Raw genomic sequence first — 25,920 nt, 5'->3', positions numbered from 1 at the left:
GAATGGGTAATCCACCCTCAATGATTGTTTTGAGAAGAGGGAGAGCTAATGCGGAGCGAGTATCAACTTCTGGATCCTGCCTTGAAGGTCGGCCAGACGCACGAGCCGTTCCGCCAGCGCCAGCCCGCGCAATCCCGTCGAGGCACTGCGGGAGGGCCATCGCGTCACGCTGCTAGAGCCCGGTGAGCCCAGCGGTACGCAGGCAGCCAGCTATGGTAATGCTGGCTGGCTATCCTCGCATTCGGTGATCCCGCCGGCAGAGCCGGGCATGTGGAAGAAGGTGCCTGGCTATTTAATGGACCCACATGGGCCACTCGCCATCCGCTGGTCCGATCTACCCAAAGCCCTACCTTGGCTGATCAAGTATTTGCTCTCGGGCTGGACCGAAGCGCGCGTCGAAAAGACCGCGTGGGCGCTGCGCGATCTCCTGAAAGATGCGCCGGGCGCTGCATAAGACAAGAGCGTCATGCATGTCTTCACCTCGCGCGAGAATTTAGATGGCGATCTCGGCTGGCGCATCCGCAAGCGCCTCGGCATCCGATGGATCGAGCTAAACGCTGATGACATGCGTCAACGCGAACCCGGCCTCACTCCGCGCTACACGTTCGGCGTGCTCGTCGAGGAGGCTGGGCGCTGCCGTGATCCAGGCGCCTATATCGCGGCCCTCGCGAACCATGCGGTTTCAAGTGGCGCCGAGCTTGTGCGCGCCAAGGCTACCGGGCTCAAGCTGAATGGCAACAAACTGATGGCCGTCTTCACCGAGCAGGGCGAGATTACCTGCGATGCCGCGGTAATTGCCGCAGGTGCCCGCTCCAAGCAGCTGGTGGCATCCGTTGGCGATCCGCTGACGCTCGAGACCGAGCGCGGCTATCACGTCATGATCGAGAATCCTGAGCCCGGTCCGCGCCCGTCGATATCAGAATCCGACGCCAAGGTCGTCGTGAACTGGACAAACAAGGGCCTATCGGCAATTCCAGGAACGTAGCGACGTTTTGGCGGGAACTCTTTCTTTCTCATTCAGGCAATCGGAGTACCACTTGCGGCATTGATGCGCGCCTTGCTTGATTGAAACGCGCCGATCCTGCCAACGATCCTATTGGAGGCCGTGCCTCTCTTGCCGGCTTTCCGACATCGGGGTCATCCGAAGATTATGCCGCTCGCCTCTCGTACCGAACTCGAGCGTTTGCTCAAGGAAGATAAGCTTGTGCTGTCATCACCAGAACGCGCTCAGGCATCGCTGTCAGCGAATCAACTTCCATCCAATAGTGGGATGCAGCAATCTGCGCCCGGTCAACTACCAATGCTAGTAATTGATCTAGATAGGTATGTCACCTAATAGCCGACAGATAAAAGGTCACCTGCAAGGAGTTCGGCATGCAACATCAACCACAATCTGTTGTCGCCAACGGCCCTGATCGATGCGCTGGTTCGTCATCTGCAGAAATCTTGCGCTTAAGGCCTGCTCCAACTGCTACCTCTTTTTGGGTCGAGCGCATGCGCTGGTCGTTTCCAAATCGCGCCGATGATACAAATCTAGATCTAAATCCTTCGGGCAAATACAAGGAGATAACCCTGGTCTCAAGCAGCCACTCAATCGGTTCGCGCAGGCGGGCGTAAGCAGTCATCCGTGAGAGGGCGCCAAGCCACGGAGCGGCGTTCAACTTTTTGTACGGCGGCAGCCTTGAGGTTGCGAGCTTTCGGATTGGAGGCTCGAAAGCTTACAATTTCGTTTTTGAGACTGAACGAATCCGCCGGCCCGCAAGGCCGCTTGCTCGTCGCTGGCCGGGCCGGTTGGAGGGCTATGCGGCGGAACTCGCCCATCGCGCCTTCAAGATGTCCTCCCCATAGGAATAGATGATGCTGAGGATTGGAGTCGATATCGGCGGCACCTTTACCGACTTTGCGATTTGGGGAGATGAAACCGATGGCTATCGGCAATTCGGTGGAGAGAAGATTCCAACCTCACGCCCCCAATTCGCTCGTTCGGTGATCGAGGGGCTGGACCGCATTCTCGAGCGGCACGGTGTGCGTGTGGAAGATCCGGTGCTCGTCGTGCATGGCACGACTGTCGGCACGAACGCCGTCATAGAAAGATCGGAGCCACCAATTGCGTTGCTCACGACGGTGGGATATCGGGATATCCTGAACATTGCCCGGCTGCGTTTGGATAAGCCGGTGGATTTGTTCAATCGCCGGCCGACGCCGCTGGTGCCGCGGGCCATGGTTTTTGAAGTCAAGGAACGGTTGCGCGCTGACGGCAGTATTGAAACGTCATTGGATGCTAAGTCCGTTATTACTGCAATAACGCAGGCTCGGGAACGCGGCGCCAACGCAATTGGCGTGTGCCTTCTGCACGCCTACCGCAAGCCGGTCCACGAGATCCGTTTGTTGGAGATTGCCCGCGCCCGCTTTCCAGATCTGGACATCATGGCGTCGCACGAAATCTGGCCGCAGCAGTCGGAATATGAACGCGCGATGCTGACGCTGCTGAACGTGTACGTCAAGCGGCTGATGGCCGGCTATATCAGTGAAATTGACGGTTTCCTGCGTCGTCGGTGGCCAAATGCGCGGCTGCTTGTGACCAAATCCAATGGTGGGGTGATGTCGGCGGCCGAAGCCTGTCGCCTACCGGTGCACACGTTACTCTCCGGTCCTGCTGCCGGCGTGACGGCCGCGCGCGCACTTGCCGAATGGACCGAGAACACCAGCGTTCTGACAATGGACATGGGTGGCACGTCAACCGACGTGTCGCTCGTGCAGGTGGGGCGGCCAACGCTCACTGCGCAAGCTGAAGTCGGCGACTTTCCTATCTTATTGCCCGTCACAGCAATAGAGGCAATAGGAGCCGGCGGCGGCTCTATTGCATGGCTGGACGGCAAGGTGCTGAAGGTGGGGCCTCGCAGCGCCGGTTCGAAGCCCGGCCCCGCTTGTTACGGCGGCGGAGGCACCGAGCCGACGCTGACCGACGCTTATCTGCTGTGCAACTACCTTTCGCCACGAGGCTTGCTTGGTGGACGTTTGCCTTTGTCGCGCAATCTGGCGGAGCAAGCGATGGCGCCAATGAAGGAAGTAGGCGGTGGCGATGCCGTCGCTGCAGCGGAAAGCTGCATCGCGGTCGCCACGAGCAACATGCTAGCAAAGGTACTGCCGTTCCTGGCGCGCGCTGGCATTGGTCCGGCCGACCTGACGCTGATGATCTTCGGCGGTGCGGGCGGTATTCATGGTCCGCTGCTGGCCGAGGAGGTAGGAATCAAGCGCGTCCTCGTGCCGCGCCTTTCTTCCGTGTTTTGTGCCTTTGGCTGTCTGACGGCGGATCTGGTGCACGACGCGGTACGCAGCGTGACCGGTATGACAGCAGATACCGATACAATGGTGCGGATCTTCGACGAACTAGCCCAGTCGGGGCGGGATTGGGTCGCGAAGCAGACAGTGCGCGGGCAGGTCGAGCAAATCGATGCACTGTATTTGGCGGAAATGCGTTATGTGGCCCAGTCTTTCACCATTCCAGTGGATCTGACAGACGCTTTGCGCAGCGGCACCGGCATGACTGGGTTTACTGTTGCCTTCCATGCCGAGCATCAAAAGCTGTTCGGCTTTGCTAATCCTGACGAACCGGTCGCAGTCAACGAGCAGATGGTGCGTACCTTCGGCCGACAGGCAAAGCCTGCCGCAAAGGCGGATACGAAAACGACGGCCCGTTCAGCGGCACCCGCATCGCGCCGCGATTTGCGATTCCAGGAGCGTTGGTGGCCGGATTGCGCCGTATTTTCCCGCACTGACCTCGACGCTGGGTGGGCGCAAACCGGACCGGCTGTCATTGAGCATGATTTGGCTACGGTTTTAGTGCTGCCAGGCTTTAGGGCAGCGGTCGGGGCGCTGGGCGACATCGTGTTGACGAAGGAGGACCGAGGAGATGAATCTCGCGCGCACTGAAATCATGAAAAATCGCTTCTCTGCTATGGCAGAAGAGGCGGCCACGCTCGCCTTTCGTACCGCGCACACCACCTTCATGAAGCAGACTCAGGACTTTCTGGTTGCACTGGGGCGGACCAGCGGCGAGATCTTCGCCGTTCCAATGTTCTCTGGCGTCCCGGTCCCCGGAGGGACAATCGGCGGGCTGACTAAGCATTTCTCCGAGTTCGAACCTGGCGACGTGGTGATCTCCAACGATCCCTTCAGCACTGACGGGGTGGTGACGCATCAGATGGATATCCATCTAGTCCACCCGGTGTTCTATGGAGGCGAGCTGATTGCGTTTGCCTGGTCGATGGTGCATGCCTCCGATATCGGCGGCGCTGTGCCGAGCAGCATCTCGCCCGAGCTACATGAGTGCTTCCAGGAAGGGTTTCGCATCCGTCCCACCAAGCTGATGAGCGGTGGCCGGTTGAACCAGGATGTGATGAACTTTGTGAAGGACAATTCTCGTATTGGCGATCAAGTGTGGGGCGACCTGGAAGCGTTGATGGCGGCGTTGAGTCTGCTTGAACAGCGGGCGGGCGCGCTGTGTGAGCGTGTCGGGATCGCAGCATTCCGCCAGGGCATCGACGACGTAATGGACTATTCCGAGGCGAAGGCGCGTTCGGTGATCGCCGGGCTGCGCGACGGCGAATATGAGTTTTCCGATTACCTCGAAGGCATCAGTGCGAACGACCCAATACATATTCACTGCCGGTTACGCATCGCAGGTGACGAGGCGGAGATCGATTTCGCGGGCAGCGATCCGCAGGCGAACGCCGCCTTGAACTTCCGCACTGGCGAGGGCACGCACCAATTGCTGTGCTTAGGGCTGACCAATTACATCCAGACGATGGTGGCCTCGATCCCACTGAATGCTGGGATGTTGCGGCCGATTCGTGCTCATGCGCCGTCCGGAACGGCGATGAACGCGGAGTTTCCTGCAGCGATGGGCAATCGCTGGATAACCGTCATGCGCTGCTATGACGCGGTAGTAGGTTGCTTGAATCAGGCGATTCCCGGCGGCATCACCGCCTCCGGCGCTGGCCAGTCCGGCTGCATTGCCGTAAGCTGGCAGGACCCCGTCAGCGGACGCACCGGCGTGTCCGTCGTGGAACCGCTCTCCGGCGGCTCCGGTGGGCGCGTTCGTGCCGATGGGGTGGACGCGACTGACACAATGCAGGGTTTTTTGAAAAGTACGCCGATCGAGCATGTCGAATCCGAAACCCCACTGCTGGTGCGGCAATATGCCCTGGTGCCGTCCAGTTTCGGTCATGGCCGGTATCGCGGCGGTGCCTCCGTGTGCATCGAATTGGAATGCCAAAGCGTCCAGGCCGAAATTGCCGTGCGCGGTCTGGAGCGGTTGCGGTTTCAGCCCTGGGGCGTGCAAGGCGGGCATCCCGGTCGCAGCGGCGAGACTTGGTTACTGCGAGCCGGCAGGGAAACGGCGCTGGGCCAGGTTGGTCTGCAGACGATGCAGCGAGGTGATGTGATACGGATGGCCTCCCCATCGGGCGGCGGTTTCGGCGTTCCGGTGACACGCCCCGTCGCACTGGTGATGGAGGATGTGACGAACGGCATGCTGGACGAAGCAGAGGCTGCAGAAATCTACGGCGTGGTAATTCGCGACGGCGTGCTAGATGTCCCGGCGACGGAGCAGCACCGTGCGGAAATGGCGGCGGCGCAGGGTACGGTACCACTGGTTACGCATGGGCAGGCAAGACGCGAGCACGAAGCGAAGTGGTCGACTCAAGCCAGCGTTGCGTTTGCGACCGCGTTGCTGGATGTGCCAAGTGGATTGCGCACCACGTTGCAGCGCGAAGCGCGGGCGGCGCTCACCGCGACACAAAGGCGGGTCAACGCCGCCCTAGTGAACGATGCGGTCGCCGCCTTGGTCCAGCGCATGCAGGCCGAATGGCTGAGCCGGGGCTTCTTAGAACAGAGTTGGGACGGATGGCCCACCAAGTAAATTCTTACGAGGCGTCCCAACGTGGAGGGCAGACGAGGTGAGCTAAGCTGCCGAGCGTCCTTGGGCTCGGCTGATATAGGAGCGGATCGGTAGCCGGGCTCGCTGTAGAGCCGTCTTATGGACGCTGAAGAAGTCCCGCAACTCGGCTTCATCAACGAATCGAAGGAATAGAAGGTGCTAGACGCTGTATCGGAGGTGCTTGCCGAGTCGGCAAGCAATCTCGCCTGACGTTCAAATTTCGAAAGGGGAGTGTCAGAAGTTTTGTGTAAGAGCGCCTCTGTGAGAGGGGGTTGCGGGGTCAGCGGACTGACCCCATGGGATCAGTCCGCTGAGCTCGCAAAGCGCTCGCTGAACTGGCCCATCGCGGCCGGCCATGCAACCGGTCGTCGCCAGTGTATGCCTGCATTCCTGATGGCGAGGAAAAGCAGCTTCATCGCCGCCGCCTCGTCGTTGGGGAAGCTGCCACGTGTCTTGATAATCTTGCGCAGCGAACGGTGCAGCGCCTCGACCGCATTGGTAACCGGTATGAGATGTCTCGGTGCCAACGTTCCGCTGCGGTATTCTACATCGTAGCGTATGGTGCGACCATCGGGACAGAGGCACCGGGAGCACGATGTGCGGGCAGGCCGATACACACGATGAGCCGAGAGCTCGAGTTAGTAGCTGGCCGCCTCTGCGACTCGCCCGGTTGCGCCGAGAGCGCGAATCCGTAGTTGTCGTGTCGCCCGCAGCTCCCGTCATGTATCTGGCAGGAGGTGCGAATGCGACGGATAATTGGCATTGATGTCCACCGAACCTTTGGGGAGGTGGTGTTTTGCGAGGATGGCAGGCTCCGACATGTGGGCCGCATTGATATGACGCGGACTGCGTTGGAGGGATTTGGCAAGACCCTGCTGGGCAGTGATGAGGTGGTGGTCGAAGCGACCGCCAACAGCATGGCGGTGTCGCGGGTTCTGGCGCCGTTCGTGGCACGGGTGATTATCGCCAATCCGCTGCAGGTGAAGGCGATTGCCCAGGCTCACGTCAAGACCGACAAGATCGATGCCGGCACGCTCGCCAGTCTGCAGGCGGCCGGGTATCTGCCGCAGATCTGGACACCTGATGCGGAGACTGAACGCAAGCGTCGGCTGGTGGCACGGCGCTACCAGGTCGTGCGGCATTGCACGCGGCTCAAGAACGAGGTGCATTCGATCCTACACGCGCACCTGCTCCCGAAGTGCCCGCACGCCGATTTGTTCAACGCTCGCGGCGGGGCGTGGTTGGCCGCTCAACAGCTGCCAGACGATGAGCGCGCGGCGATCGATCGGCACGTCCGTGAGCTTGACCGGCTAGCGGAAGACCTGGCCCTGCTCGACCGCGAGATCGCGCAGAACGCCATCGACGATTCCGCGGTCAACCGATTGATGACGATCACCGGCGTGAATCTGGCGGTCGCCGCCGGCATCGTGGCGGCGATCGGCGACATCAGCCGGTTCAACAGCCCGCAAAAGCTGGTGAGCTATTTCGGGCTAAATCCGCGGGTGCGGCAGTCCGGGCTGAGAGCCGCCCACCACGGCCGCATCAGCAAGATCGGCCGCAGTCACGCGCGTGCCATGCTGGTCGAGGCGGCTTGGGCTGCGAAGGCGCCCGGTCCACTGCATGCGTTTTTCGTTCGCATCCGCGCCCGGCGCGGCCATCAGATCGCCGCGGTCGCCGTGGCTCGCAAGCTCACGGTGCTCTGCTGGCATTTGTTGACGAAGGGCGAGGATTACCTGTGGGCGCGCCCCTCGCTGGTCGCCAACAAGACCCGCGCGATGCAGCTTCAAGCCGGGCATCCACAACAGAAAGGCAGCCGGCGCGGGCCAGCCTATGCCTACAACATCAAGGCGCTGCGCGACCGCGAGATGTTGATTGCCGCCCGGGCAGAGCAAAGCTACGAGCGCTTGGTGACGCAATGGAAACCACGGCGGCCAAAAACCGGCGCGCGGGCGCCTCAGCTCGGCAGGACAAAATAGGGCAGCCTGGTGGCGCTTGCAGCCGATGCGCCACGCTTCGCCACGAGGTCGCCCGCGCCTGACAACCATAATCGCGGCTGACGGCAAGGTCTAGTCAGGCCAGGAACGCAGTCCCGTTCCACGCCAGCGTGCCGTCGTGCTCGGGCCGGTCAAGGCTGGCCGCAAATGCAGCCAGCCTTGATCGCCCCTGCGCGCGTCGGCTGCGAGATCGGTGGCCGGGACGGAAGAATGGCCCGCAGCGCGACCGAACAAAAGACTGGACTTACCGCGATCTCCGCAATCTTCGCTTCGGCCATGAAGAAATCGCTTGTCCATCTCATCCGTGGTGTAGATCATCTTGCGGATGCTTGGTGCGAAGGCGAAGAACGGCACCACGTGTTCCCATGCATTGCGCCAGATCTGGCCGATCGCGGGATAGCGCTTGCCCTTGCCCCACTCGGCTTCGAAGTCCTCGAGCCTGAGCAGAGCAGCGCCTGGGTTCACAGAACAAGTGCAACACCTGCTATGGTGTTGTGGCGATGGGACAATGTTATTGCCAGCTCAGCCTTGAAGAGCGGATCGAGATTTGTCGGCTGCGCGCAGCCGGGGAATCGATGCAAATGATAGCCCGCACCTTGGGACGGGCCGTATCGACAATCAGCCAGGAGATCGGGCGTAACAGCTTGGCCACCAAAGTGTGGTCGGGCGGATATGCCCCTGCGAGAGCCCAGAAACTGGCCGAACGCCAAAGGCGCTGGGATGGCCGCTTCAGGCTGCGCGCCACCCGGACCTGCAAGATCTGGTGAAAGACCGCCTTGATCGAGGGCAGGATCGCCTTGCGATCCTTCCAGGACACGGCTGTTTTGCGGATCAAATACACGATGCAGGTCTGGACCATCGCCTTAGGACAGACGCTGTTGATCGCCTCGGGAAAGCCCTTCAGGCCGTCGATGACGCCGATCAGGATGTCGGCGACGCCGCGGTTCCTTAGATCGTTCATGACCTTGAGCCAGAATTTGGTGCCTTCGCTTTGCTCGATCCAATCCCACCGATGCACTAACGCCCAGCACGACGTAAGCCGCCTTGTTCTTGAGCATCCCTTCGTCGCGGATCTTGATCCTGAGCGCGTCGAAGAAGATAACTGGATAGATCGATTCCAGTGGCCGGCTTTGCCATTCGCGGACCTCGTCGAGGATCGCGTCGGTGACTTCGCTGATCAGATCGGGGCACACCTCGGTGTTGTAGAGCTCGGCCAGATGGCCCTGGATCTTCCGCACCGTCATGCCTCGCGCATAGAGGCTGATGATCTTCTCGTCGAAGCCGTCGAAACGGGTCTGGCCCTTGGCGACCATCACCGGTTCGAACGTGCCGGCGCGGTCGCGCGGCACCTCAATCTCGCCGTCGTCCGTCAACAGCGCTTTGCTACTCCTGCCGTTGCTGCTGTTGCCGTTCCACGGCCCGGGTCCCGTAGCAGGGTTGGTAGGAATTGAAGGTGGCGTAGTCTCCGAGGTGATCAACCTCGAATCATCCGGCGTTAGAGCGCCGGACCGGAGACCACGCCATGACCAGCAATATCACGAAGTCGCATGCCCCGCAGTGTGAAGGAGAGACGGCTCCCCAGCTTTTCGATGATTGGTTCGATCCGATTGAAACTGCTGTGCGGGAACGAGCGCGGGAATTCATTGAAGAATTGATCCGCGGTGAGCTCGATGCGGCCTATAGCGCGACAATCTGTGTGGGAAGCGCGCGACAATCAGGATGGCGAGTCGGTGTCGCGGCGTGGTGATGATCACCGCGATGATTGTCGCGCGCAAGAGTTTTGTTGGCGCTGATTGTCGCGGAGCGTCAATCAGCGACAGTTTTGGGTGTCGCGTGCGAGGGCGGCCGTCCGGGGCCGCGCTTTCGTTCGAGAGCAGTGCGCCTGCGATAGCTCTCGACGTTCATTTCGATGATGGTGGCGTGGTGAACGAGGCGATCGATGGCGGCGAGGGTCATGGCGGGGTCCGGGAAGACCTTGTTCCATTCGCCGAAGGGCTGATTGGCGGTGATCAGCATCGAGCGCCGCTCGTAGCGTGCGCTGATGAGCTCGAACAGCACGCTGGTCTCGGCCTGGTCCTTGGTGACGTAAGCGAGATCATCAAGGATTATGAGATCGAAGCGATCGAGACGATTGATGGCCGCCTCGAGGTTGAGCTCGCGCCGCGCCAACTGGAGCTTCTGCACGAGATCGGTGGTGCGGGTGAAGAGGACGCGCCAGCCGTTCTCGATCAGGGCCAGACCGATCGCCGCCGCCAAGTGGCTCTTGCCGCCGCCGGGCGGCCCGAACAGCAACAAATTGGCGCCCTTGCCGAGCCAACCATCGCCGGCGGCGAGCGCGGTCACCTGCGCCTTGGAGATCATCGGCACGGCCTGGAAGTCGAAACTATCGAAGGTCTTTCCGGCGGGCAGCCGCGCTTCGACGAGATGGCGCTCGATCCGTCGGCGGCCGCGTTCGGCGATCTCGTGTTCGGCTATGGCGGCGAGGAAGCGGGCCGCCGGCCAACCTTCCTTATCGGACTGCTCGGCAAACTGCGGCCACAGCACCTTGATGGCGGGTAGCCGCAGCTCATTGAGCAACAGGTTGAGGCGCGCGGTGTCGACGGTGTTGGCCGTGCTCATGCGGCACCTCCGATCTCAGAGGCACCGATGAGGCATTCATAGGTGGCGAGCGGCGCGAGATGCACCACGACGTTCGGCACGTGGGCAGGATCAGGGGCGAAGTGAGCGCGTAGCCGGGTGAGGTCCGGTAGCCGCCCAGCGTCAAGATCAGCCGCGAGCTGATCGGCGAGTCCGGCCTCGCAGCCGCGCTCATGGGCAAGTGCGAGCAGATCGACCATGAGGCGGCAAGCCTTTTTGTCCGGCAGCCGTTGCCGAAGCAGGTCAAAGGTTCGGCGGTAGGCATCGCGCGGGAACAGCCGATCACGGTAGACGAGGTTGAGCAGCGCCATCGGCTTGCGCCGCAAGGAATGGATCACGTGCCGGTAATCGACGACCTGGTCATGCTTGCCGTTAGGATGCGGCCGGCCACGCGGCAGGGTGACGAGATGGGTGCCGCCGACGAACACGTCGAGACGATCGTCGTAAAGGCGAACCCGCAGCCGATGGCCGATCAGGCGTGACGGCACGGTGTAGAACACCTTGCGCAACGTGAAGCCTCCGCTTGACGTTACGCGGACAATCACCTCCTCGTAGTCCGAGGTGCGGCGATCCGGCAGCGTCTGCAGGGCAGCACGCTCGCTATCGATCCGCTTGGCGTTGCGGGCATTGCGGCGGCTGACGATCTCGTCAATGAAGCCGCGGTAGGCGGCGAGATCGTCAAAGTCGGTGGTGCCGCGCAGCAGCAGGGCATCGGCGATCGCTCGCTTCAGATGACCATGCGAGCTCTCGATCGCCCCGTTCTCATGGGCGATGCCGCGATTGTTGCGGGAGGGCCGCATGTCGTAATGGGCGCAAAGGTCCTCGTACCGCCGCGTCAGATCGTCCTGAGCATTCCGGTCCAGATTGCAGAAGGCGGCCGACAGGCGGTCGGTCCGATGCTCCCGCGGCGCGCCGCCAAGCGACCACAGGGCATTCTGCAGGCCTTCCGCCAGGGCGACGAAGCTCTCGCCGCCGAGCACGACATGGGCGTGCTCAAAGCCGGAATAGGCCAGCCGGAAGTGGTAGAGGCGATGATCGAGCGGCACGCCCGCGATGGTGACCCCGAGCTCGCCCATGTCGGTGAAGTCGGACAAGCCGACATGGCCGGGCTCATGGGTCTGCCGGAAGATGACTTCCTGCTCCTCGCCGTGGATTGCCCGCTAGGCGCGGATCCGGCGCTCCAGCGTGCGGCGGATTCCGGCCCCGAGTTCAGGATGGCGTCGTAACATCTCCTCGAAGATCGCAATCGGCCGCACGCCAGGGGCGGCCTTGAGCATCGGCACGACCTCGATCTCGAACACGTCGGCCAACGGGTCCGGTCGGCGCCGGCCGCGGGCTCCCTTCTTCTGCGATGGGAGCCTTCTATCCTTGTCGAAGCGATACGCGATCGAGGTACTGAACGACGCTCTGGCAGCGGCCACTGGCGGGGTATCGGTCTGACGGTACTTCATGTAGAGCCTCATCTGGTGATCGGTAACGTGTCGGCCTGGCAAGCGAGTGATTCCTCTTGGCGGAAGAACCACTTGCATAACCCACCGGCCGCGATCACCAGTCGGCGCGGTCCCTCAAGGATCGCGCCGACGCCGGGCTCGTAACTCCGGTCGGGCTACGCCCTCCCTGCGTCACGAGCCCGGCGAAGCTCTCTCATCCTGATTGACGCTCCACTGTCATCCTGATTGCCGCGCGGCAGCGGCCCTTGCCCGTCCGCGCTACGAACGTAGCAGGAAGGTCGGCCATGAGGGAAAGCCCGGCATGATGGGGCATCGGCACGGCAGCCGGCCCCGGTCGCTGATCGGCAGCTTCGGGCCGATTGAGATCGCGGTCCCGCGGGCGCGGCTCAACACGGCCGATGGCAAGACCACGGAGTGGAAGAGCCAGTCGCTACGGGCCTACCAGTCGCTACGGGCCTACCAGCGCCGCACACTGGCCGCAGACGCGCTGATCGCCAGCTGTTATCTGGCCGGCACCAACACGCGCCGTGTGCGTCGGGCGCTCAGCGCTCTGTTCGCTGGCGCGGTCGGCAAGGACACGGTGAGCCGGGTATGGCGCAAGGTGAAGAGCGACTGGGACGCCTGGAATGCCCGCTCGTTGGCCAATGAACCGATTGTGCGGCTGATTCTCGACGGCACCGTGGTGCGCGTGCGGCTCGACCGCAAGGCGACCGCCATCTCGCTGCTGGTCGTCATTGGTGTGCGGGCCGACGGCCAGAAGATCCTGCTCGCAATCAAGGCGATGGGGAGCGAAAGCACCGAAGCCTGGCGTGCCGTGCTCGACGATCTCATCCGGCGTGGGCTGCGGCGGCCCGAATTCCTCATCGTCGACGGCGCGCCCGGGCTTGAGGCCGCGATCGCCGCCGTGTGGGATGGCGTGCCGGTGCAGCGCTGCACCGTGCACAAGCACAGGAACCTGTTGGCGCATGCGCCCGAGCGGCTGCATGAGGAGATCACCGCCGACTACAACGACATGATCTACGCGGCGACGCCCGAGGAGATCGAGGCGCGGCGCAAGGCCTTCATCCGCAAATGGCGGCTCAAGCATCGTGCGGTGGCCGACAGCCTGCAGGAGGCTGGCGACCGGCTCTTCAGCTTCACGCGGCTGCCACCGAGCCAGTGGAAGAGCGCACGGACCACGAATGCCATCGAGCGGCTGCACGAGGAGTTCAAGCGACGGATAAAGACGCAGACTGTGCTGCCATCAGCGGACACCGCGGCGATGTTGTTCTGGGCTTTGCTCGCCTCCGGCCAGATCAACATGCGCAAGGTCGATGGCTGGAAAACACTCGCCACAAAGCCCATCGATCAGCCAATTGACCTCGCCGCGTAATCAGATAGCTTCACGATGTCGGAGGCTGCGCCACTTCCACATTCCAACCACATCCCGGACGGCACCACGGCCCGCCGGGTCGCCCTTCTCATAGCCAAGGTGGTGGGGCAGCTTCGCACCAAGCGCCCGCTGCAGACGCGCCTTCTTCAATCGTCTGAAAAGCCCATCTTCGCCGGCCAGGTTTTCCGGCTTGAGGCTGCCTCCAGCAAGAATCTAGTCCAAAATCTCAGGTGAAAAATCCGTAGCCATGTGAGCCTCCTCTCAAAGGCAAATTCACAGAAACCGTCTTACACGGAGTTACTGACACCCTCTTTCGAAAGTGCTCGCAAGTTCGACCAAGAGCGCTATTCCGCCGCAATGAAGATGGCGACTGCTGCCCGGCGCGAGGCTTTCGCCCCGAGGTGAAGGCAGGAGTCAATATAACCGTCCGACCAAGCCCCTTGGGCTTGATCATCTCACCTAGGTCGCGCAGACCTTCTTGTACTTGCCGGTTTGCCGACCCTTTCTCTCCACTTTGCTTTGATTTCGCTCAGTACCTCCACTATGTGCGGCTCGGTGAGTCTCGCAACTCACGTTGGCGCGGATCAGCGACGCATCGATGTGGACCACTTCCGTTGTGGCGTAGACAGGTCAGGCACACGATCGACTGCCGCCAACATGTGCTCATCTGGGATGAGCTCGAGCCAGTGAAGAGCTCCAGCTGATAAGCTCCTTGCGCCAAGCATCTCGTTTGCTCCGTCGATCGCGAACCGTCGACGAGAACGGAATCAGTAAGTTGCAGCTCTTCCACGATCCCTATGTACACTCCTCGCGGAAACGCTCGACTGTGTGCCGCGCAAGGTCGATGACGACTGCCTGCTGGAACGGCGATGGATGCACAACCGCCGTGATCTTGCCGAGGTGCGGCGCGACGTGGGCCGCCTGGCTGGACAAATGATCGGCATACCCCAATCTCACCGGTTCCTCCGTTGCACTTGCCGGTGTGCGACTTTTGCCGCGTTGCCTGAGTGGCGGTGCACGCGTCGATGGGGTTTGGCTTGGCGATCAATGGAGACTGAGTAAACTACGACGTAACCCATCCGACAACTTCAGCCTGGAACCGCATCAGCCATTTGGGTACGTGTTGGCGTGATCTTGAATCGGCAGGCCGCTTTCGATCACAACGTATTCGCATAGCGCCTCCCGAAGGGACGCATTCTCGGTGATTTTCCGCCGGCTCTCCACGAATCGCTAGTCTTTGAGTTCCTGATCAGGCCGAATGGACAAACTCCTGAAAGCTCACCCCAGGCAATCACTGCGAGATCGAGATGAAGAGTCTCTGAGTGACTGTTGGATTTGCGACATGCTGTCGGACAAACGACACGTCCGCTTGAGCAAACCGCCTTTACAATCGAGCTCTCGCAGTTGGCACGAGGCTTGAAAAGGAGATTTCATCCAATGTCGCGTGCTCAAGGAATCGCAGTGATGGCTCACAAGTTTATCTCGTTTCAGTTCACTTATGCGTCGCGTGCGAATTCGAGTGCTCCAACGCCCTATTGGTTTCGGTGTGCGCTCACGCACGGTTTTGCCACCGTGATCGATTTACGCCGGGATCGCTGTTCGCGGCGGCGTCCATTGCGCGATGCCGGTGATCAACCGTTTCCTTGTACCGGCCACCTGCCGCGTCTTCTTTGCGCTCAACACGAGCGAAGGTGGAAGCTCGTGAAGGCGAAAGAGCTTCTCATCAGTGGGCGAGCGGGAGCCAACCTAAGTTCAACATCAAAGCCGATCGCGCGCCTCAAGTGACGCATTGCTGCACAAGGCCGTGCGTCAGTCCGCGTCCGCGAGCGATCCCGAAGCCAGGCAGGGGAAGAGGAACCTCTCGGTGAGAGATCGTTTGAGCGTCCCACAGTCACAGATGCGCAGCTGGTCTTGGGTGGTCTGCGTCCTGGTCCGTATGCGGGCAGCGTCATTTCGCTTGACGTGAAGAGCGCCCGGGATGCCTTCGGTATCCATGTGGCGAAGCCGCTGAGTATCACGATCGAGCAAGCGGCTGCAGTTATCCTGCGGTGGTGGAGCAGAACATGCAGCACGCGGTCGAGCGGGTGAGCGTCGAGCGCGGGTACAATCCGCAGGGCTTCACGCTCCTCGCTGCCGGCGGTGCAGGCCCGCTCCACGGCGTCTCCGTTGGCCGCTTGTTGGGCTGCGAAGCCGTCTAGGTGCCGCGTCTGGCAGGTGTGTTTTGCGCCTTCGGCATGTGCAACACCGATGTCCGCCATGACTATCAGAAGCCTTGGCTGAAAGCGCTCGACGTTTCAGGGATGGAACGCGATTTGACTGAAGAGATGTTAGTCCTCAAGGGGGGCGCAATCCTGTTCCCTTAACAACGAGGGCTTCTCGCGACATACGATCGCTCTCAAGCCTGGGCCCGACCTTCGTTACGTCGGCCAGCAGTGGACAGTCCGAGTTAATAGCGAAAGTTTCGCACCGGCTACAATCCGAACGTTATTCGAAACGGAATATGAACCCCTTTACGGATACATTCAGCCCAGCGGTAAAATTGAGATCCTCAACCTGCGCCTGACAGCACTGGGACTCACGCCTAGAATCAACTTGCACCGACCCCACGTTTCGACGCCGAATCCAGACCCGATCGGGGTTCGACCGGTCTGGATTGACGAGGCCCGGGGCACGGCGAAAATTCCAGTCTACGACGGCACGAAACTTGGGCGGAGCCACAAGATTGTTGGTCCGGCAATTTATCGATGAGACAACAACGACCATTCTGGTTACAACGAAACGCGCCTGCATTATAGACGTGCTATGGAGCGCCGATGCAGCCCGTCGTTGAAGCGCCGCCCGTTGCGAGGGAGAAATTGCTGCCGGCCGCCTAACACCGGACGCGACTGTTCGTTAGACACCATCACGAAAAGCCAGTCGTCAAATTGTACATCAAGATCTGGCTCGGTCATCGCGCGAGCATGCCGGACGCCGCCCCATCGGCCACGCGCCCCTTCGTGAGAGATCATCCACGCTCCACTGCCATGACGGCTTGACCGGCTCGGCCGCACCGGCCAGCTCTGCCCAGGTCTGCAACGGCGAAATGGAGGTATCCTTTGGCGATGGACGGGCCAAGCTTAGAAGCCGAAAGACAGGGGTGGCCAGTCGGCCGTGCCTCCCTTGAAAATGAATGACTTCCAGCTGGTTTCCCTATTTAGGTTCACTTGGCCTTCATCCAAGTCTTCGTGACCACAAGCACCGCCTCAGAGTGTTCGTCGCGCGATAAAGGCCGTGCTTCACGTCAATCCACCTGCGATCGGTCCCAGGGCATGTTGTCGACGTCCGCCACAATCGTTCAACCAAAAAGGAGCGCAGGTTCGAACCCGAAAAATAAGATTACTGTGAAGCGACGCTGAGATTCATCATCAGGAAACGAACCGGCCCAGCCGATAGGGAAGAAAGCAGCCCAGCATCGGCAATGTTACCAAACAGACGCATTTGCGTGCCGGGTCTCGGCTAGGAGCAGGCGTCGAAGCGGGTCAAGAACCTGAAGAAGGAGACCGGGCACAAGCAGTGCTGCTGCCGATCGAGGGCAAGGACGCCAAGAAAGACCGCCGCCAAAACACGTGGCTGCTAAGCCCCGGCGGAAATCGGCGTACGTAGTGAACCATTGAGCGTCGGGTTATATCAGCGATCTTCAGTGAGTGGCAAAAGAGCAAACATACTGTGAGCGCCGAGGTCGGGCCAACTACCGGAGTTTGGAGGACTCCGAGGGTGGCTTCCTCGTCTTCTCCATCGTAGATGTATGTTCGGCTGGATTGCATTGCAAACAGGAAACCGAGATGTACGAGTTTAAGGAAGAAACGCGAGCGCTCGTCGATCTGGTCCGGAGAATTGTCAAGGACCACCAGATGCCGCTCGAGACACGAAAGCTCAGAGGCGAGAAGGTGACCTCGGCAGACTATCGGCCCGGCCGTGAAGCGGCCCGTAAAGTTGGCCTATGGGGGCTCAGCTTGCCACGCGAATTGGGTGGCGCAAATCTTTCGCTGGTCGATAGAATCGCCGTCATCGAAGAGAACAAAAAATGCCTAACGCCGCTCCGACTCGGCGGCGAGGTTCTCCCCAACTTGCTCCATCTCCGGGGCGAGCAGAAGGCCCGTTATCTCGACCCCTTTCTGTCTGACGCCACAGCTATATGCTTTGCGCTTACCGAGCCCGGCGGCGGATCCGATCCGGCTCGCAAGACTTCGACCTATGCGAAACGGGAGAGTGATGGCTGGGTCATCAACGGCTCGAAGATTTGGATTACAGACTTCGACGATGCCGATCGCGTCTTCGTTTTCGCTCGCACTGCCAATGACAAAACTGGCGGCAGTCTTTCGATGTTCGCCGTCGAGAAGAGCAATCCACGCCTCATCGCACGTCCGGTGCCGATGCTCGGTAACTACACGACGCACCAGCTTACCTTCGATAACTGCAGAGTCGACGAATTTGCACGCATCGGCGCGGAGGGCGCCGGATTCAAAGGCGCGCAAGAAGCACTCAATGCAACCCGGTTCGGCAATGCCGCGTCGGCGCTAGGCATCGCTAAGCGCTGTTACGATATGATGGTCGAATATGCCAAGCAGAGAGTCTTATTCGGAGGTCCACTCAGCGATAAGCAAGCGATCCAGTCGATGATCGCCGATTCATGGATCGAAATCCAACAGAACCGACTCATGATGTACACTTGTGCGGAGAAACATGATCGCGGTGAGGATACGCGCGTGGAAGCAAGCATGGTCAAGTTGACCTGCACCGAAATGGTCGGTCGCGTCGTTGACCGCGCAATCCAAGTCCACGGCGGCGCGGGCTGCACATATGAGGGCCCGCTTGCACATTTCTACGATAATCAGCGCATGCAGCGCATCTGGGTAGGCGCGAGCGAAGTTCTAAAATATCGCGTGCTCGCCCGTCATCTTTTGGCGTGACTGCTGGTCACCGGATACTCGAGAGTGAAGAGACGTGAGAATTGAAAAACTAGCTAATGCCGCATCGCTCGCGCCGAGGGCCGCTCCAAGACCGGGTGCTCAGTCAGGCAGACGCCCAATGCAATCGTCGACGACAGCCGCTCCAGACGATCGCCAAATAAGATTCTTGACGAGTGGCGAGCGCACCGGAAGGCGCACTGCTTAAGTGCGGGAGAAATTCGCCTCGTTCGCAGGTATATCCTCAAATGACTGGTCGTCGCATCGACGCTCGTCAGACCTCTTTGCTCACTTTTCGCCATGAGGTGAAGGCTGACGCCAGCCGAAGTGTATTATGCGGGGCATTAAACAGAAAGGGCTGATCAATGGTCCCTGAAGAGGACAAAGATCGTCGAAATTGCACGAGGGCAGCCTATATAGGCCGCTCCAGCCCTTCGCAAAACGTCGCCTGCGGCAAGCGCTCGATCATTCTGGACCACAAGACAACAGGAACAGTCGACATCGCATTGGAGCTTGTGGAGCACGCCGACTGTCCGACCGAGCGGATGCGCCTATGCGTCATGGAGCGGCTGGGCCTGAACGTTTGCCTCGCAGGCCGTCCATCACTCATCTATGGCCGAACAACCGAGGGGGTGAGCACGGTCCGCTGGCACCGGCTCGAGGGAACGACAGCAATTTCTGGTGTGGTGTGGCTTTGCATCCTATCTAGCCAGCGGCCGGAGCTGTCCTCAAACCTGCTCGGCGATATCGGCGGTGGCGCTCTTTATCTTGCTTCCGGAATCTCTGCTGACATTCTGTGGGCGCGCGAGGATGGACGCGGTCAGATCGTGGACGCTGCAATGGTCGATGGCTCCGGATACATGCTCAATCTAACGCTGTCAAGAATCGCGAATCGCGGTGGGTAGTTTGAACTCGGCAGGTCGGCCGGGCACTTTTCCCGCTGCTATCGCTGCTCCGATGGTGGCAATATCGTCCCGGACGAGCCGCAGTTCGACTCGTGTTCGTCAAGTGGCTCGGTCTCGATAATGATCAGCGCTCCGTGAAAGGGCAATCGGACTCGAAGGATTTTCCAGTTGCTGGCGAACTCGCGGCGTTGATTGCAACAAAGACGCGCGGAATGGATACGAATTGTTGGAAGGCACCGACGCCCGTTTCGCTCCCGTGCCGTTCCACAACAGGCGCACAACATCTCCCGCGGCGTTCACGTGACGATCGACGGCATATTGAAGGCTGTGCCGACTTCCCGACGCTCGGCCACACTATTCGTGTGCCGGTGCTCAGAGCACATATGAAAGACGTGCTTGCAGAAATCAGCTCACGCCGCAGCAGATGAAGCAACTAACGAACTCGGGCGCGTTGGGGTTCACTGCCTATGGCGAATTTCAGATCACTTTCGGACGGTATCGCTACTCCTTCCGAAGCGGGAGAAAACAGATGGTCACACGCACGGAGTCAAAGCGGGCTCCACCCTCGGGGTATAGGAGAAGCGAATGAGCGGGTCGTCTCAGCGGATTCTGACCGAATGCCGAGGCCCCATACTGATCGTTACGATCAATCGACCGGAAGCCAAGAACGCTTTCGACTTCGAATCATCGGAGGCAATGGAAGCGGCGATGGACCTTTTGGATCAGGAGGAGCGGCTGTTCATCGGTATTATCACCGGCGCCGGCGGCACTTTCTCTGCCGGTGCGGATCTCAAGGAGGTTGCCAAGGGCGGTCCACGCCCGCAGCTTGCACGCGGCGGCTCCGGCATTCAGGAGCGCCCGCCGCGCAAGCCGTTGATCGCGGCAGTCGAAGGGTATGCCGTCGGGGGCGGCTTCGAGACGTGCCTGGCGTGCGATCTAATCGTGGCGGCGCGTGACGCTAAATTCGGTCTGCCGGAAGTCCGGTACAACCTCCTGCCGACCAGCGGCCTTTTCCGGCTGCCGCGCCGTATGCCCTATCACCTGGCTATGGAGCTCGCGCTGACGGGTGCCTTCAAGGAAGCGTCCTATCTCGAACGGTTCGGTGTTATCAACCGACTCTCTGAGCCGGGCAAGGCTCTCGAGGAAGCGCTCAAGCTAGCCGAATCGTTGCTTGTGAATGGGCCCCTGGCATTGGCGGCGAGCAAGGAGATCATCTTCCAGTCGTTCAACAACCACGACATTGACAGCTGGGAGAAGATGCCGATTGTGCAAGAGGTGTTCAACTCGGAGGACAGTCGTGAGGGCCTCAAAGCCTTCGCCGAGAAGCGCAAGCCCGTGTGGAAGGGACGGTAATATTCATTGCTCCAGGCCGCGTCGACAACTGCCGCAATCCATCGGTCGGCGAAGTGCGTTTGTCACTCATCCTCACCGACTGTCCAGAGCATAGGCCTGGACCGTCGCCCGTCACGAAAACTGGGGAATGCCGAGCAAGCCGTCAATATCCCGAAGAGAGAGGTGCGCAGAAGTATATCTGCAAGTGCGATTCGATGGCGGTGCAGCCGGTATCGATGGGATACGGGTTCAGCAGTTCAAATCTGACTTGAAGAGCAATCTCTACAATTTTTTTCACCAGGAGCACGTTTTCCAGCTCTGTAGCCGTAGGAAATCCGCCAGAAAACCTGATCAAGAGCCGGGTCCGTCAGCTGTGTAACAACCGTATGCGTTCCGCGGTCCGGCACGATCGGGAATTTCTGAATAGTCCGTCGGCCTCGACACTTCTCCAAATGCACATGCGACGAGGGAAGTGAGCACCTGAGCTCATTCGATTCCATGCTGGAGGCGTGCTGATGTGCCATGGCCGGACTGACTCGAAAAAAGACCTAGTCTCAGCAGTTATCGCAGCAGTAGGCGACAAGGCGAGCCAGAGCCGTGTTCGATGGCAGCGGGCGCCCACGAACAGACAGCGGCGAGAGATGAGTTCTAGGTTAGCCAGGCATTCTCGAATCAGGATGCCGTGTCGCAGCCAATGCTTGAAGTGCACCGGCAGGGTCCCGGCAGAAACGCTGTCCACCAACGCCGCTTCGAACGCGATCGTGTCCGCGCCAATGGCGCGGACGTTCCGCTCCTTGAAGAGGAGCACCAGTTCTTCATTCATACCGGGGGCGTTACAAGCATACCATTGGGCCTGTGCGTTGCCGCCAATGCTGCTTTGGTCACCCGAAGTTCACGAGTGCGATCTCGTCCGGGCCAACGGAGATACCATGCTTGCATTTCATAGATTTAACATCGAAACACGCGAGCATGTCACCGGATTTCCAGTCGCGATCGGTGCGGTCGTAGGCAACGGCCTCTGCCACTAGGCGGTCAGCGGCGATTTTCTCGCTTGAGGCGTCCATCTGGTCGGCGATTGTATGCGCCGGCGCATCGACACGACAGCCGATATGCTCGCCATGCTGAGGTTTTGGCAGTAATACCGTCGCTCTCGTGCACGACCGTGGGTCGATAATTGGGCGTGGATGCGTCGGCCTCCGCGAATGCCCCGGGCCAGGGTTGATGCGAGGTCGACGGGCCGCAGCGAGCGAAGATGCCGGCCGGCAGTCCGGATTACTTCGAAATTTTGATCCGGTTTGGGCGCGTTTGGATCCTTCACGTGACCCCTAGACTTGCGATTGTCAGTTCCAGACGCGCGATGTCCAGGATAAAGCAAAATGATTTGTTCAGCTTTAATGCTGTGGCGCTTCCAGACGGGGTCGAGAATCCTCGTGAAGCGATCCTCCATGGCCAGCGCCTTGCGTCGTCACCCAATTAACTGCAACGAACCGCGCGGTCAGACCATTATCGCCAACACGTTCGCCCTGGCAGGACGTTCCCCACGAGGCTGGCCTTCTCCCAAGGACCAGGTGCCATTGCTCGCCGCAGAAAAAAGCCGCCCGCGGATCGAACATTATCCTGTATGTGCGCTCACCTACATGCTCACGAGGAGCCTCGCCCTGGCTTCCACGGCTTTTTAGGCCAATTTCAGAATCTTGTGACGGCTCTCGAATATCCACGATGCCTGGCCTCGTCGGTGTCATTTTCATCCAGGCGGCTCCTAGCGCCCTCGATTATTTCCGTAAACCTTCGCTGGCCATTTTGGACCCTCGGAAAACGAAGCACGTTGATTACGCGCCAATACGATCCGAGCTGATGAACGAAATTAGTTCATCGGTGAGGTAGCAGATCATATTTTGATGGCCTCCAAACGGAGGAATGTCATACTGCTCGCCAATCGCTTCGTAACCGAGATGCTTACATGCGTGCAGTGCCACACTAACTAGCGGATTCCCCCAAACCGCGCTGGCTCCTCTTTTATGCGCCTTTAGGATCACAGTTTTCATCAAGGCTGTTGCAATTCCCTGCTTCCTCATATCCCTATGGACTCCAAGCCCTCTTGACCTCCAGCTGTTATTGGAGGGTTTAAAAGGACAGTATTCCGGGCCGGCCGACAGGGTCCCAATGGTTTGCCCGTTGGCCGAGGCCAGTAAGTGTATTGCAACCTCGGAAAGGTCGGCAGATGACAATGTGAATTCGAACGGGTCATTCGATGACAAATGATCCGGTCTTAAGAGCTCATGGCGAGCATGTAGCACATTTTCCAGCGTTGTTTCCACAATGGAGATCTGCATTTGTCCTCTTGTTCTCTTGTTCGGTGCGAAGATGAACCGAACCGCTCGGTGCCGGTCGCAATCTCAACAACGGCAGTCGGCCCAGATCTATGTGTGAGCCGCAGCATTCTCTGGGCCACGTAAGAGCGCGTGGCGCAAGGCCTTTGTGCAGAACAGCTTGTGGTCTATCTTCCATGCCAAAAACACCCGAGCCGACGTTTAGAAACACTGACACGCTGAGTTCCTTTAGATCAATTGCTAACGTCGGTAGTTGACCGCGTGCGAACGCTTGCGTCCTTTAGGATTCACGCGGGACTTGAGGCTACGGGCAGGACGTCCTCCGTTGCTGGCAGGAATTCAACGAAGGCGCGCGCTTCCTAGTCAATTAGTCCATGAAATTCATCGTTCTGGATTAATGCGAATGTTGCAGTCTTCTTCGCTACAGCGCCAGGGTCCAGGATCTTGCGAATTCGTTCTGAAAAGGCATCCGCAGACAGCATCGCACACGCGGCTCAAGGCCATCGACGTGGCGTGTAGCCGATCGCCATCTCGCGTTTTTTGAGACAGCTCGGTTGTAAGGAGGCTCAAAGGGGCGTGGAAAAGCCTGGTCCGATGGAATCAGCATACGGCCGTTTGACCAGCGCGCAGTACTCGACGAGGCAAATACGAACCGCATCCTTCAGTTCACATCTCCCCCGAGATTAACTCTCAGCGCAGTTTCGTCGACGAGGCTCTGAGGGACGGGCTGCACCCCATGACCGCAGAGATCGTGTCCTCGAATATAGATCGCGGATGATCAGCCGCTCGGTTGCGCCCTCGTTTCGCAATCGGTAACGCGATTGTTTTCAAACCGGTGTGGGACACGTCAGTCAGGGCGCTCTCGCTGGTAAAACTGACTGACAAGGCCGCCCTCACAGCGAGCGTATTGCCTGTCGCGGAAGAAAGCCGGTGCGGTGCTGCTGGCTTATCCAGGATCGGTCCCCTGTGACCTCGTAACGCTAATTACGACCGGGACCGTCAAGAATACCTATGACACTCGAATTCGGCGGACAATTGCAAGTGGTTGTATCGAATACATCACGGAAAGACGCAGACGTGTCCAAGGCCGGGGCCATTGCACACGTAGCCAGACATTCAATTCGGCTCGGGAATTTTGATCAGAGACGATATTCTCCGACGCGCTTACAGATCAGCTCGCTCAACCGGCGTTTCGGGTGGGCTCCACAAGCCAGGACGTCCATCTCGGATCGGTTGTCAATACTGCGTAGGGATCGCACGGTCGAATGAACGGTGGGGCAGGGGGCTAGTGGTCGCTCAGCGTTTTCGAATCGAGTCTTGCTCTCAGCGATTATCTCACATTCGGGTCGTTTGCGCGTGGCGACGCAATGCGCAGGATTGGCATTAATCATTTGTGTTCGGGCTTTCCGTTCGGAATTACGAAATACAAAGAAAGGATGGGTCGGGATGACGACCGTGACGTGGGCGCAATGGCAAGCATTCTGCGACATGCTCGACTTGTCCTGAATTGCGTGATGATCCAACTCTGATCCTCGGTAACACGGTCTGCAACACGCGGACGAGGGATTGCGGACGGACTGAAGCACCAAATAAAGATCGTGCCAGTGCCCGAAATATCCGATCTGCTCCAACAGCGAGAGAAACGAGCGCAATCGTGCCCGTCTCTCTTGGCAAAGAAGAGGTCCTGACGGTTGGCTCGCCTCATGGGGTGACATGGTGCCGCTGCGCCGGGGCGGGAAAGTTCCGGATCCGGGTGAGCAGCAGGCTTCCGCGAATACGCCCACGCCGCGTGGCCTGCTCCGCCGCCATGTCGGCCGGCAGCCGTTGCAGTCAATTCGCGTTATCGACTTCTCGATGGGTTAAGCGGGCCCGCTCTGTAAGCGTGCTGGCGATCTCGCGGCGGACGTCATCAAGATCGAGGCTATGCAGTATCCGGATTGGGGGCGCGACGTTGACCGGCATTCGCCTTACATAGATGGCCGGGTATACGAAAAGACGGTACGCTTCGGCATCATGAACCGCAACAAGCGGGGTATAACAGACCCGGCAAGGCATCGCCCTTGCGAGGCGAGCCGATATCGTCGTCAACAATTATTCAGCTGATGTGCTTCCGAAGCTCGGGCTTGGCTTTGACGTGCTCAGAACAGTGAATACTCGGCTCGCCATGATGTCGATGTCAGCCTTTGGCGCAGACAGCGACTATCGCGATTGCTGAGCTTATGGCTCAACTCTCGACACAGATCGGGGTTGCCGAGCATAGTCGGAGACATGGGCCGCGCATTATGAGCCATACCGCCTTTTGGGGATCCCTAGACGGGGTAACGGGCCGGCCAGCGCCCAGCAAGCCGTTCGATCGTTAGGCGCTATGTAGTAGCGCGCTCGCTCGCGGCTTGCTGGACTAGGCAGATGATGCGGTCGTCCCCTCAGACCGATGGTGTCAAACGGAGCTGGGCAAGCCCGCGTCCATCATCGAGGAACGACCAGAACCATTATGCCGGGCGACGCCATGGATCATCCTCCACTCCTTTAGCGATATGCCTCCGATGAAATAGGGCAATCGACATCCGCAGTTCGTGCCCATCGCTGCTTCCGCTGTGCGGGTGAGGACAACTGGATCACGGCGGCGGCGTTATTGGCCGACCAGAATGGGCCATAGATGGATGGCCGAAATCTGCGGAAGCGCGTCGAGGACCTGATTGAGAAAGACATCGAAACCGGAGGACGATCAACTGACGCCCGAGTTGCAGGCTGTGGGTGTTGCGGCCGGCGTGGTTTCCCAAGTGACTTGCTTAAAGGTCGGCATCTCAGGTCTCGCGTATTTCTGCAGCAAATCGAACGTGCGAATATAGGCTTGTATCCTAAGCCGTCGATGCAGATTCGCGAAGGTAAACCGTCCCGCTGCGATCCGCAGCGCCGCACCAACGCTTTACAGCATAGCTGAGAGATCCTTTCAGGGCTCCTCGGCAATTCCGATGTCGAAATCGCCCCTGTGCCGCGTCGGTACTCGCCATC

Annotated in this window: 14 protein-coding genes and 8 pseudogenes; 14 read left to right on the top strand and 8 right to left on the bottom strand. The window is 59.7% G+C overall.

Annotation, left to right across the window (positions count from 1 at the left end; genetic code table 11):
• Positions 1 to 136 precede the first annotated feature (136 nt).
• From RX331_RS24935 to RX331_RS24925, 3 genes and pseudogenes are all read left to right on the top strand, one after another.
• Positions 137 to 970 (top strand): annotated as a pseudogene (locus RX331_RS24935) (NAD(P)/FAD-dependent oxidoreductase); the annotation flags it as partial.
• Positions 971 to 1,857: 887 nt separating this feature from the next.
• Positions 1,858 to 3,933, top strand: coding sequence for a hydantoinase/oxoprolinase family protein (locus tag RX331_RS24930; RefSeq protein WP_317252488.1), 2,076 nt, complete (start codon positions 1,858 to 1,860; stop codon positions 3,931 to 3,933).
• Positions 3,914 to 5,923: a hydantoinase B/oxoprolinase family protein gene (locus RX331_RS24925; protein ID WP_317252487.1), complete on the top strand. Its 2,010-nt coding sequence runs from the start codon at positions 3,914 to 3,916 to the stop codon at positions 5,921 to 5,923. The genes RX331_RS24930 and RX331_RS24925 overlap by 20 nt, the downstream gene beginning before the upstream one ends.
• Positions 5,924 to 6,243: 320 nt before the next feature.
• Here the strand turns inward: RX331_RS24925 and RX331_RS24920 are convergent.
• Positions 6,244 to 6,465, bottom strand: a pseudogene (locus RX331_RS24920) (transposase); the annotation flags it as partial.
• Positions 6,466 to 6,702: 237 nt separating this feature from the next.
• On the opposite strand from RX331_RS24920, the gene RX331_RS24915 reads away from it, so the two are divergent.
• Positions 6,703 to 7,917 carry an IS110 family transposase gene (locus RX331_RS24915; protein ID WP_317258238.1) on the top strand — a complete coding sequence of 405 codons (1,215 nt, stop codon included), beginning with the start codon at positions 6,703 to 6,705 and terminating at the stop codon, positions 7,915 to 7,917.
• A 318-nt stretch (positions 7,918 to 8,235) separates the two neighbouring features.
• Here RX331_RS24915 and RX331_RS24910 read toward each other — a convergent pair.
• Positions 8,236 to 8,445 (bottom strand): annotated as a pseudogene (locus RX331_RS24910) (transposase); the annotation flags it as partial.
• On the opposite strand from RX331_RS24910, the gene RX331_RS24905 reads away from it, so the two are divergent.
• Positions 8,436 to 8,702, top strand: a complete 267-nt coding sequence (locus tag RX331_RS24905; RefSeq protein ID WP_317258237.1) for a helix-turn-helix domain-containing protein — start codon at positions 8,436 to 8,438, stop codon at positions 8,700 to 8,702. The pseudogene RX331_RS24910 and the gene RX331_RS24905 sit on opposite strands and share 10 nt — an antisense overlap.
• Here the strand turns inward: RX331_RS24905 and RX331_RS24900 are convergent.
• Positions 8,702 to 9,344 (bottom strand): annotated as a pseudogene (locus tag RX331_RS24900) (IS256 family transposase); the annotation flags it as partial. The gene RX331_RS24905 and the pseudogene RX331_RS24900 overlap by 1 nt on opposite strands.
• A 113-nt stretch (positions 9,345 to 9,457) precedes the next feature.
• On the opposite strand from RX331_RS24900, the pseudogene RX331_RS24895 reads away from it, so the two are divergent.
• Positions 9,458 to 9,613 (top strand): annotated as a pseudogene (locus RX331_RS24895) (IS256 family transposase); the annotation flags it as partial.
• Positions 9,614 to 9,741: 128 nt separating this feature from the next.
• On the opposite strand, the gene istB reads toward RX331_RS24895, so the two are convergent.
• On the bottom strand, positions 9,742 to 10,554 hold the full coding sequence (gene istB, locus RX331_RS24890) for an IS21-like element ISBj11 family helper ATPase IstB (protein ID WP_317252486.1): 813 nt from the start codon (positions 10,552 to 10,554) through the stop codon (positions 9,742 to 9,744).
• Positions 10,551 to 12,101: pseudogene (istA, locus tag RX331_RS24885) on the bottom strand (IS21 family transposase). Before istA ends, istB begins: the two are co-directional and overlap by 4 nt.
• 157 nt (positions 12,102 to 12,258) lie before the next feature.
• Here istA and RX331_RS24880 point away from each other — a divergent pair.
• A pseudogene (locus tag RX331_RS24880) lies at positions 12,259 to 13,395 on the top strand (IS256 family transposase); the annotation flags it as partial.
• Positions 13,396 to 14,190: 795 nt separating this feature from the next.
• On the opposite strand, the gene RX331_RS24875 reads toward RX331_RS24880, so the two are convergent.
• The gene (locus RX331_RS24875) at positions 14,191 to 14,352 is read right to left on the bottom strand and encodes a hypothetical protein (RefSeq protein WP_317252485.1); all 162 of its coding nucleotides are present in this window, start codon (positions 14,350 to 14,352) and stop codon (positions 14,191 to 14,193) included.
• A 664-nt stretch (positions 14,353 to 15,016) separates the two neighbouring features.
• On the opposite strand from RX331_RS24875, the gene RX331_RS38990 reads away from it, so the two are divergent.
• The 5 genes and pseudogenes from RX331_RS38990 (at position 15,017) to RX331_RS24850 (ending at position 20,599) form a co-directional block, all read left to right on the top strand.
• On the top strand, positions 15,017 to 15,100 hold the full coding sequence (locus RX331_RS38990) for a hypothetical protein (RefSeq protein WP_410708318.1): 84 nt from the start codon (positions 15,017 to 15,019) through the stop codon (positions 15,098 to 15,100).
• Between the two features lie 83 nt (positions 15,101 to 15,183).
• Positions 15,184 to 15,593, top strand: a pseudogene (locus RX331_RS38985) (hydantoinase/oxoprolinase family protein).
• Between the two features lie 1,623 nt (positions 15,594 to 17,216).
• Positions 17,217 to 18,344, top strand: a complete 1,128-nt coding sequence (locus RX331_RS24860) for an acyl-CoA dehydrogenase family protein (protein WP_317252483.1) — start codon at positions 17,217 to 17,219, stop codon at positions 18,342 to 18,344.
• Between the two features lie 362 nt (positions 18,345 to 18,706).
• Positions 18,707 to 19,246, top strand: a complete 540-nt coding sequence (locus RX331_RS24855) for a CoA transferase (RefSeq protein ID WP_317252482.1) — start codon at positions 18,707 to 18,709, stop codon at positions 19,244 to 19,246.
• A gap of 585 nt (positions 19,247 to 19,831) precedes the next feature.
• Complete coding sequence (locus RX331_RS24850; RefSeq protein ID WP_317252481.1) at positions 19,832 to 20,599, top strand: crotonase/enoyl-CoA hydratase family protein; 768 nt, start codon at positions 19,832 to 19,834, stop codon at positions 20,597 to 20,599.
• A gap of 860 nt (positions 20,600 to 21,459) precedes the next feature.
• Here the strand turns inward: RX331_RS24850 and RX331_RS38980 are convergent.
• Both RX331_RS38980 and RX331_RS24845 read right to left on the bottom strand, forming a co-directional pair.
• The gene (locus RX331_RS38980; RefSeq protein ID WP_410708317.1) at positions 21,460 to 21,714 is read right to left on the bottom strand and encodes a cyclase family protein; all 255 of its coding nucleotides are present in this window, start codon (positions 21,712 to 21,714) and stop codon (positions 21,460 to 21,462) included.
• A 693-nt stretch (positions 21,715 to 22,407) separates the two neighbouring features.
• Positions 22,408 to 22,911 carry a GNAT family N-acetyltransferase gene (locus RX331_RS24845; RefSeq protein ID WP_317252480.1) on the bottom strand — a complete coding sequence of 168 codons (504 nt, stop codon included), beginning with the start codon at positions 22,909 to 22,911 and terminating at the stop codon, positions 22,408 to 22,410.
• A 1,920-nt stretch (positions 22,912 to 24,831) separates the two neighbouring features.
• On the opposite strand from RX331_RS24845, the gene RX331_RS24840 reads away from it, so the two are divergent.
• Both RX331_RS24840 and RX331_RS24835 read left to right on the top strand, forming a co-directional pair.
• Positions 24,832 to 25,011 (top strand): hypothetical protein, encoded by a 180-nt coding sequence (locus RX331_RS24840; protein ID WP_317252479.1) that lies wholly within the window; start codon positions 24,832 to 24,834, stop codon positions 25,009 to 25,011.
• 1 nt (position 25,012) lies between these two features.
• Complete coding sequence (locus RX331_RS24835) at positions 25,013 to 25,123, top strand: hypothetical protein (protein ID WP_317252478.1); 111 nt, start codon at positions 25,013 to 25,015, stop codon at positions 25,121 to 25,123.
• Positions 25,124 to 25,920: the final 797 nt, after the last annotated feature.

Source organism: Bradyrhizobium sp. BWA-3-5, assembly GCF_032917985.1.
Taxonomy (GTDB): domain Bacteria; phylum Pseudomonadota; class Alphaproteobacteria; order Rhizobiales; family Xanthobacteraceae; genus Bradyrhizobium.
Note: the sequence above shows the minus strand (reverse complement) of the source record. Positions and strands in the feature narration are given on the sequence as shown.

What these genes read in the sequence shown, in the direction of transcription:
- RX331_RS24850 (WP_317252481.1), top strand. Translation starts at nt 19,832, where the DNA reads ATGAGCGGGTCGTCTCAGCGGATTCTGACCGAATGCCGAGGCCCCATA.
- RX331_RS24925 (WP_317252487.1), top strand. Translation starts at nt 3,914, where the DNA reads ATGAATCTCGCGCGCACTGAAATCATGAAAAATCGCTTCTCTGCTATG.
- RX331_RS24905 (WP_317258237.1), top strand. Translation starts at nt 8,436, where the DNA reads ATGGGACAATGTTATTGCCAGCTCAGCCTTGAAGAGCGGATCGAGATT.
- istB (WP_317252486.1), bottom strand. Translation starts at nt 10,554, where the DNA reads ATGAGCACGGCCAACACCGTCGACACCGCGCGCCTCAACCTGTTGCTC.
- RX331_RS38990 (WP_410708318.1), top strand. Translation starts at nt 15,017, where the DNA reads ATGCCGGTGATCAACCGTTTCCTTGTACCGGCCACCTGCCGCGTCTTC.
- RX331_RS24845 (WP_317252480.1), bottom strand. Translation starts at nt 22,911, where the DNA reads ATGCAGATCTCCATTGTGGAAACAACGCTGGAAAATGTGCTACATGCT.
- RX331_RS24860 (WP_317252483.1), top strand. Translation starts at nt 17,217, where the DNA reads ATGTACGAGTTTAAGGAAGAAACGCGAGCGCTCGTCGATCTGGTCCGG.
- RX331_RS24840 (WP_317252479.1), top strand. Translation starts at nt 24,832, where the DNA reads ATGCAGTATCCGGATTGGGGGCGCGACGTTGACCGGCATTCGCCTTAC.
- RX331_RS24855 (WP_317252482.1), top strand. Translation starts at nt 18,707, where the DNA reads ATGGTCCCTGAAGAGGACAAAGATCGTCGAAATTGCACGAGGGCAGCC.
- RX331_RS24930 (WP_317252488.1), top strand. Translation starts at nt 1,858, where the DNA reads ATGCTGAGGATTGGAGTCGATATCGGCGGCACCTTTACCGACTTTGCG.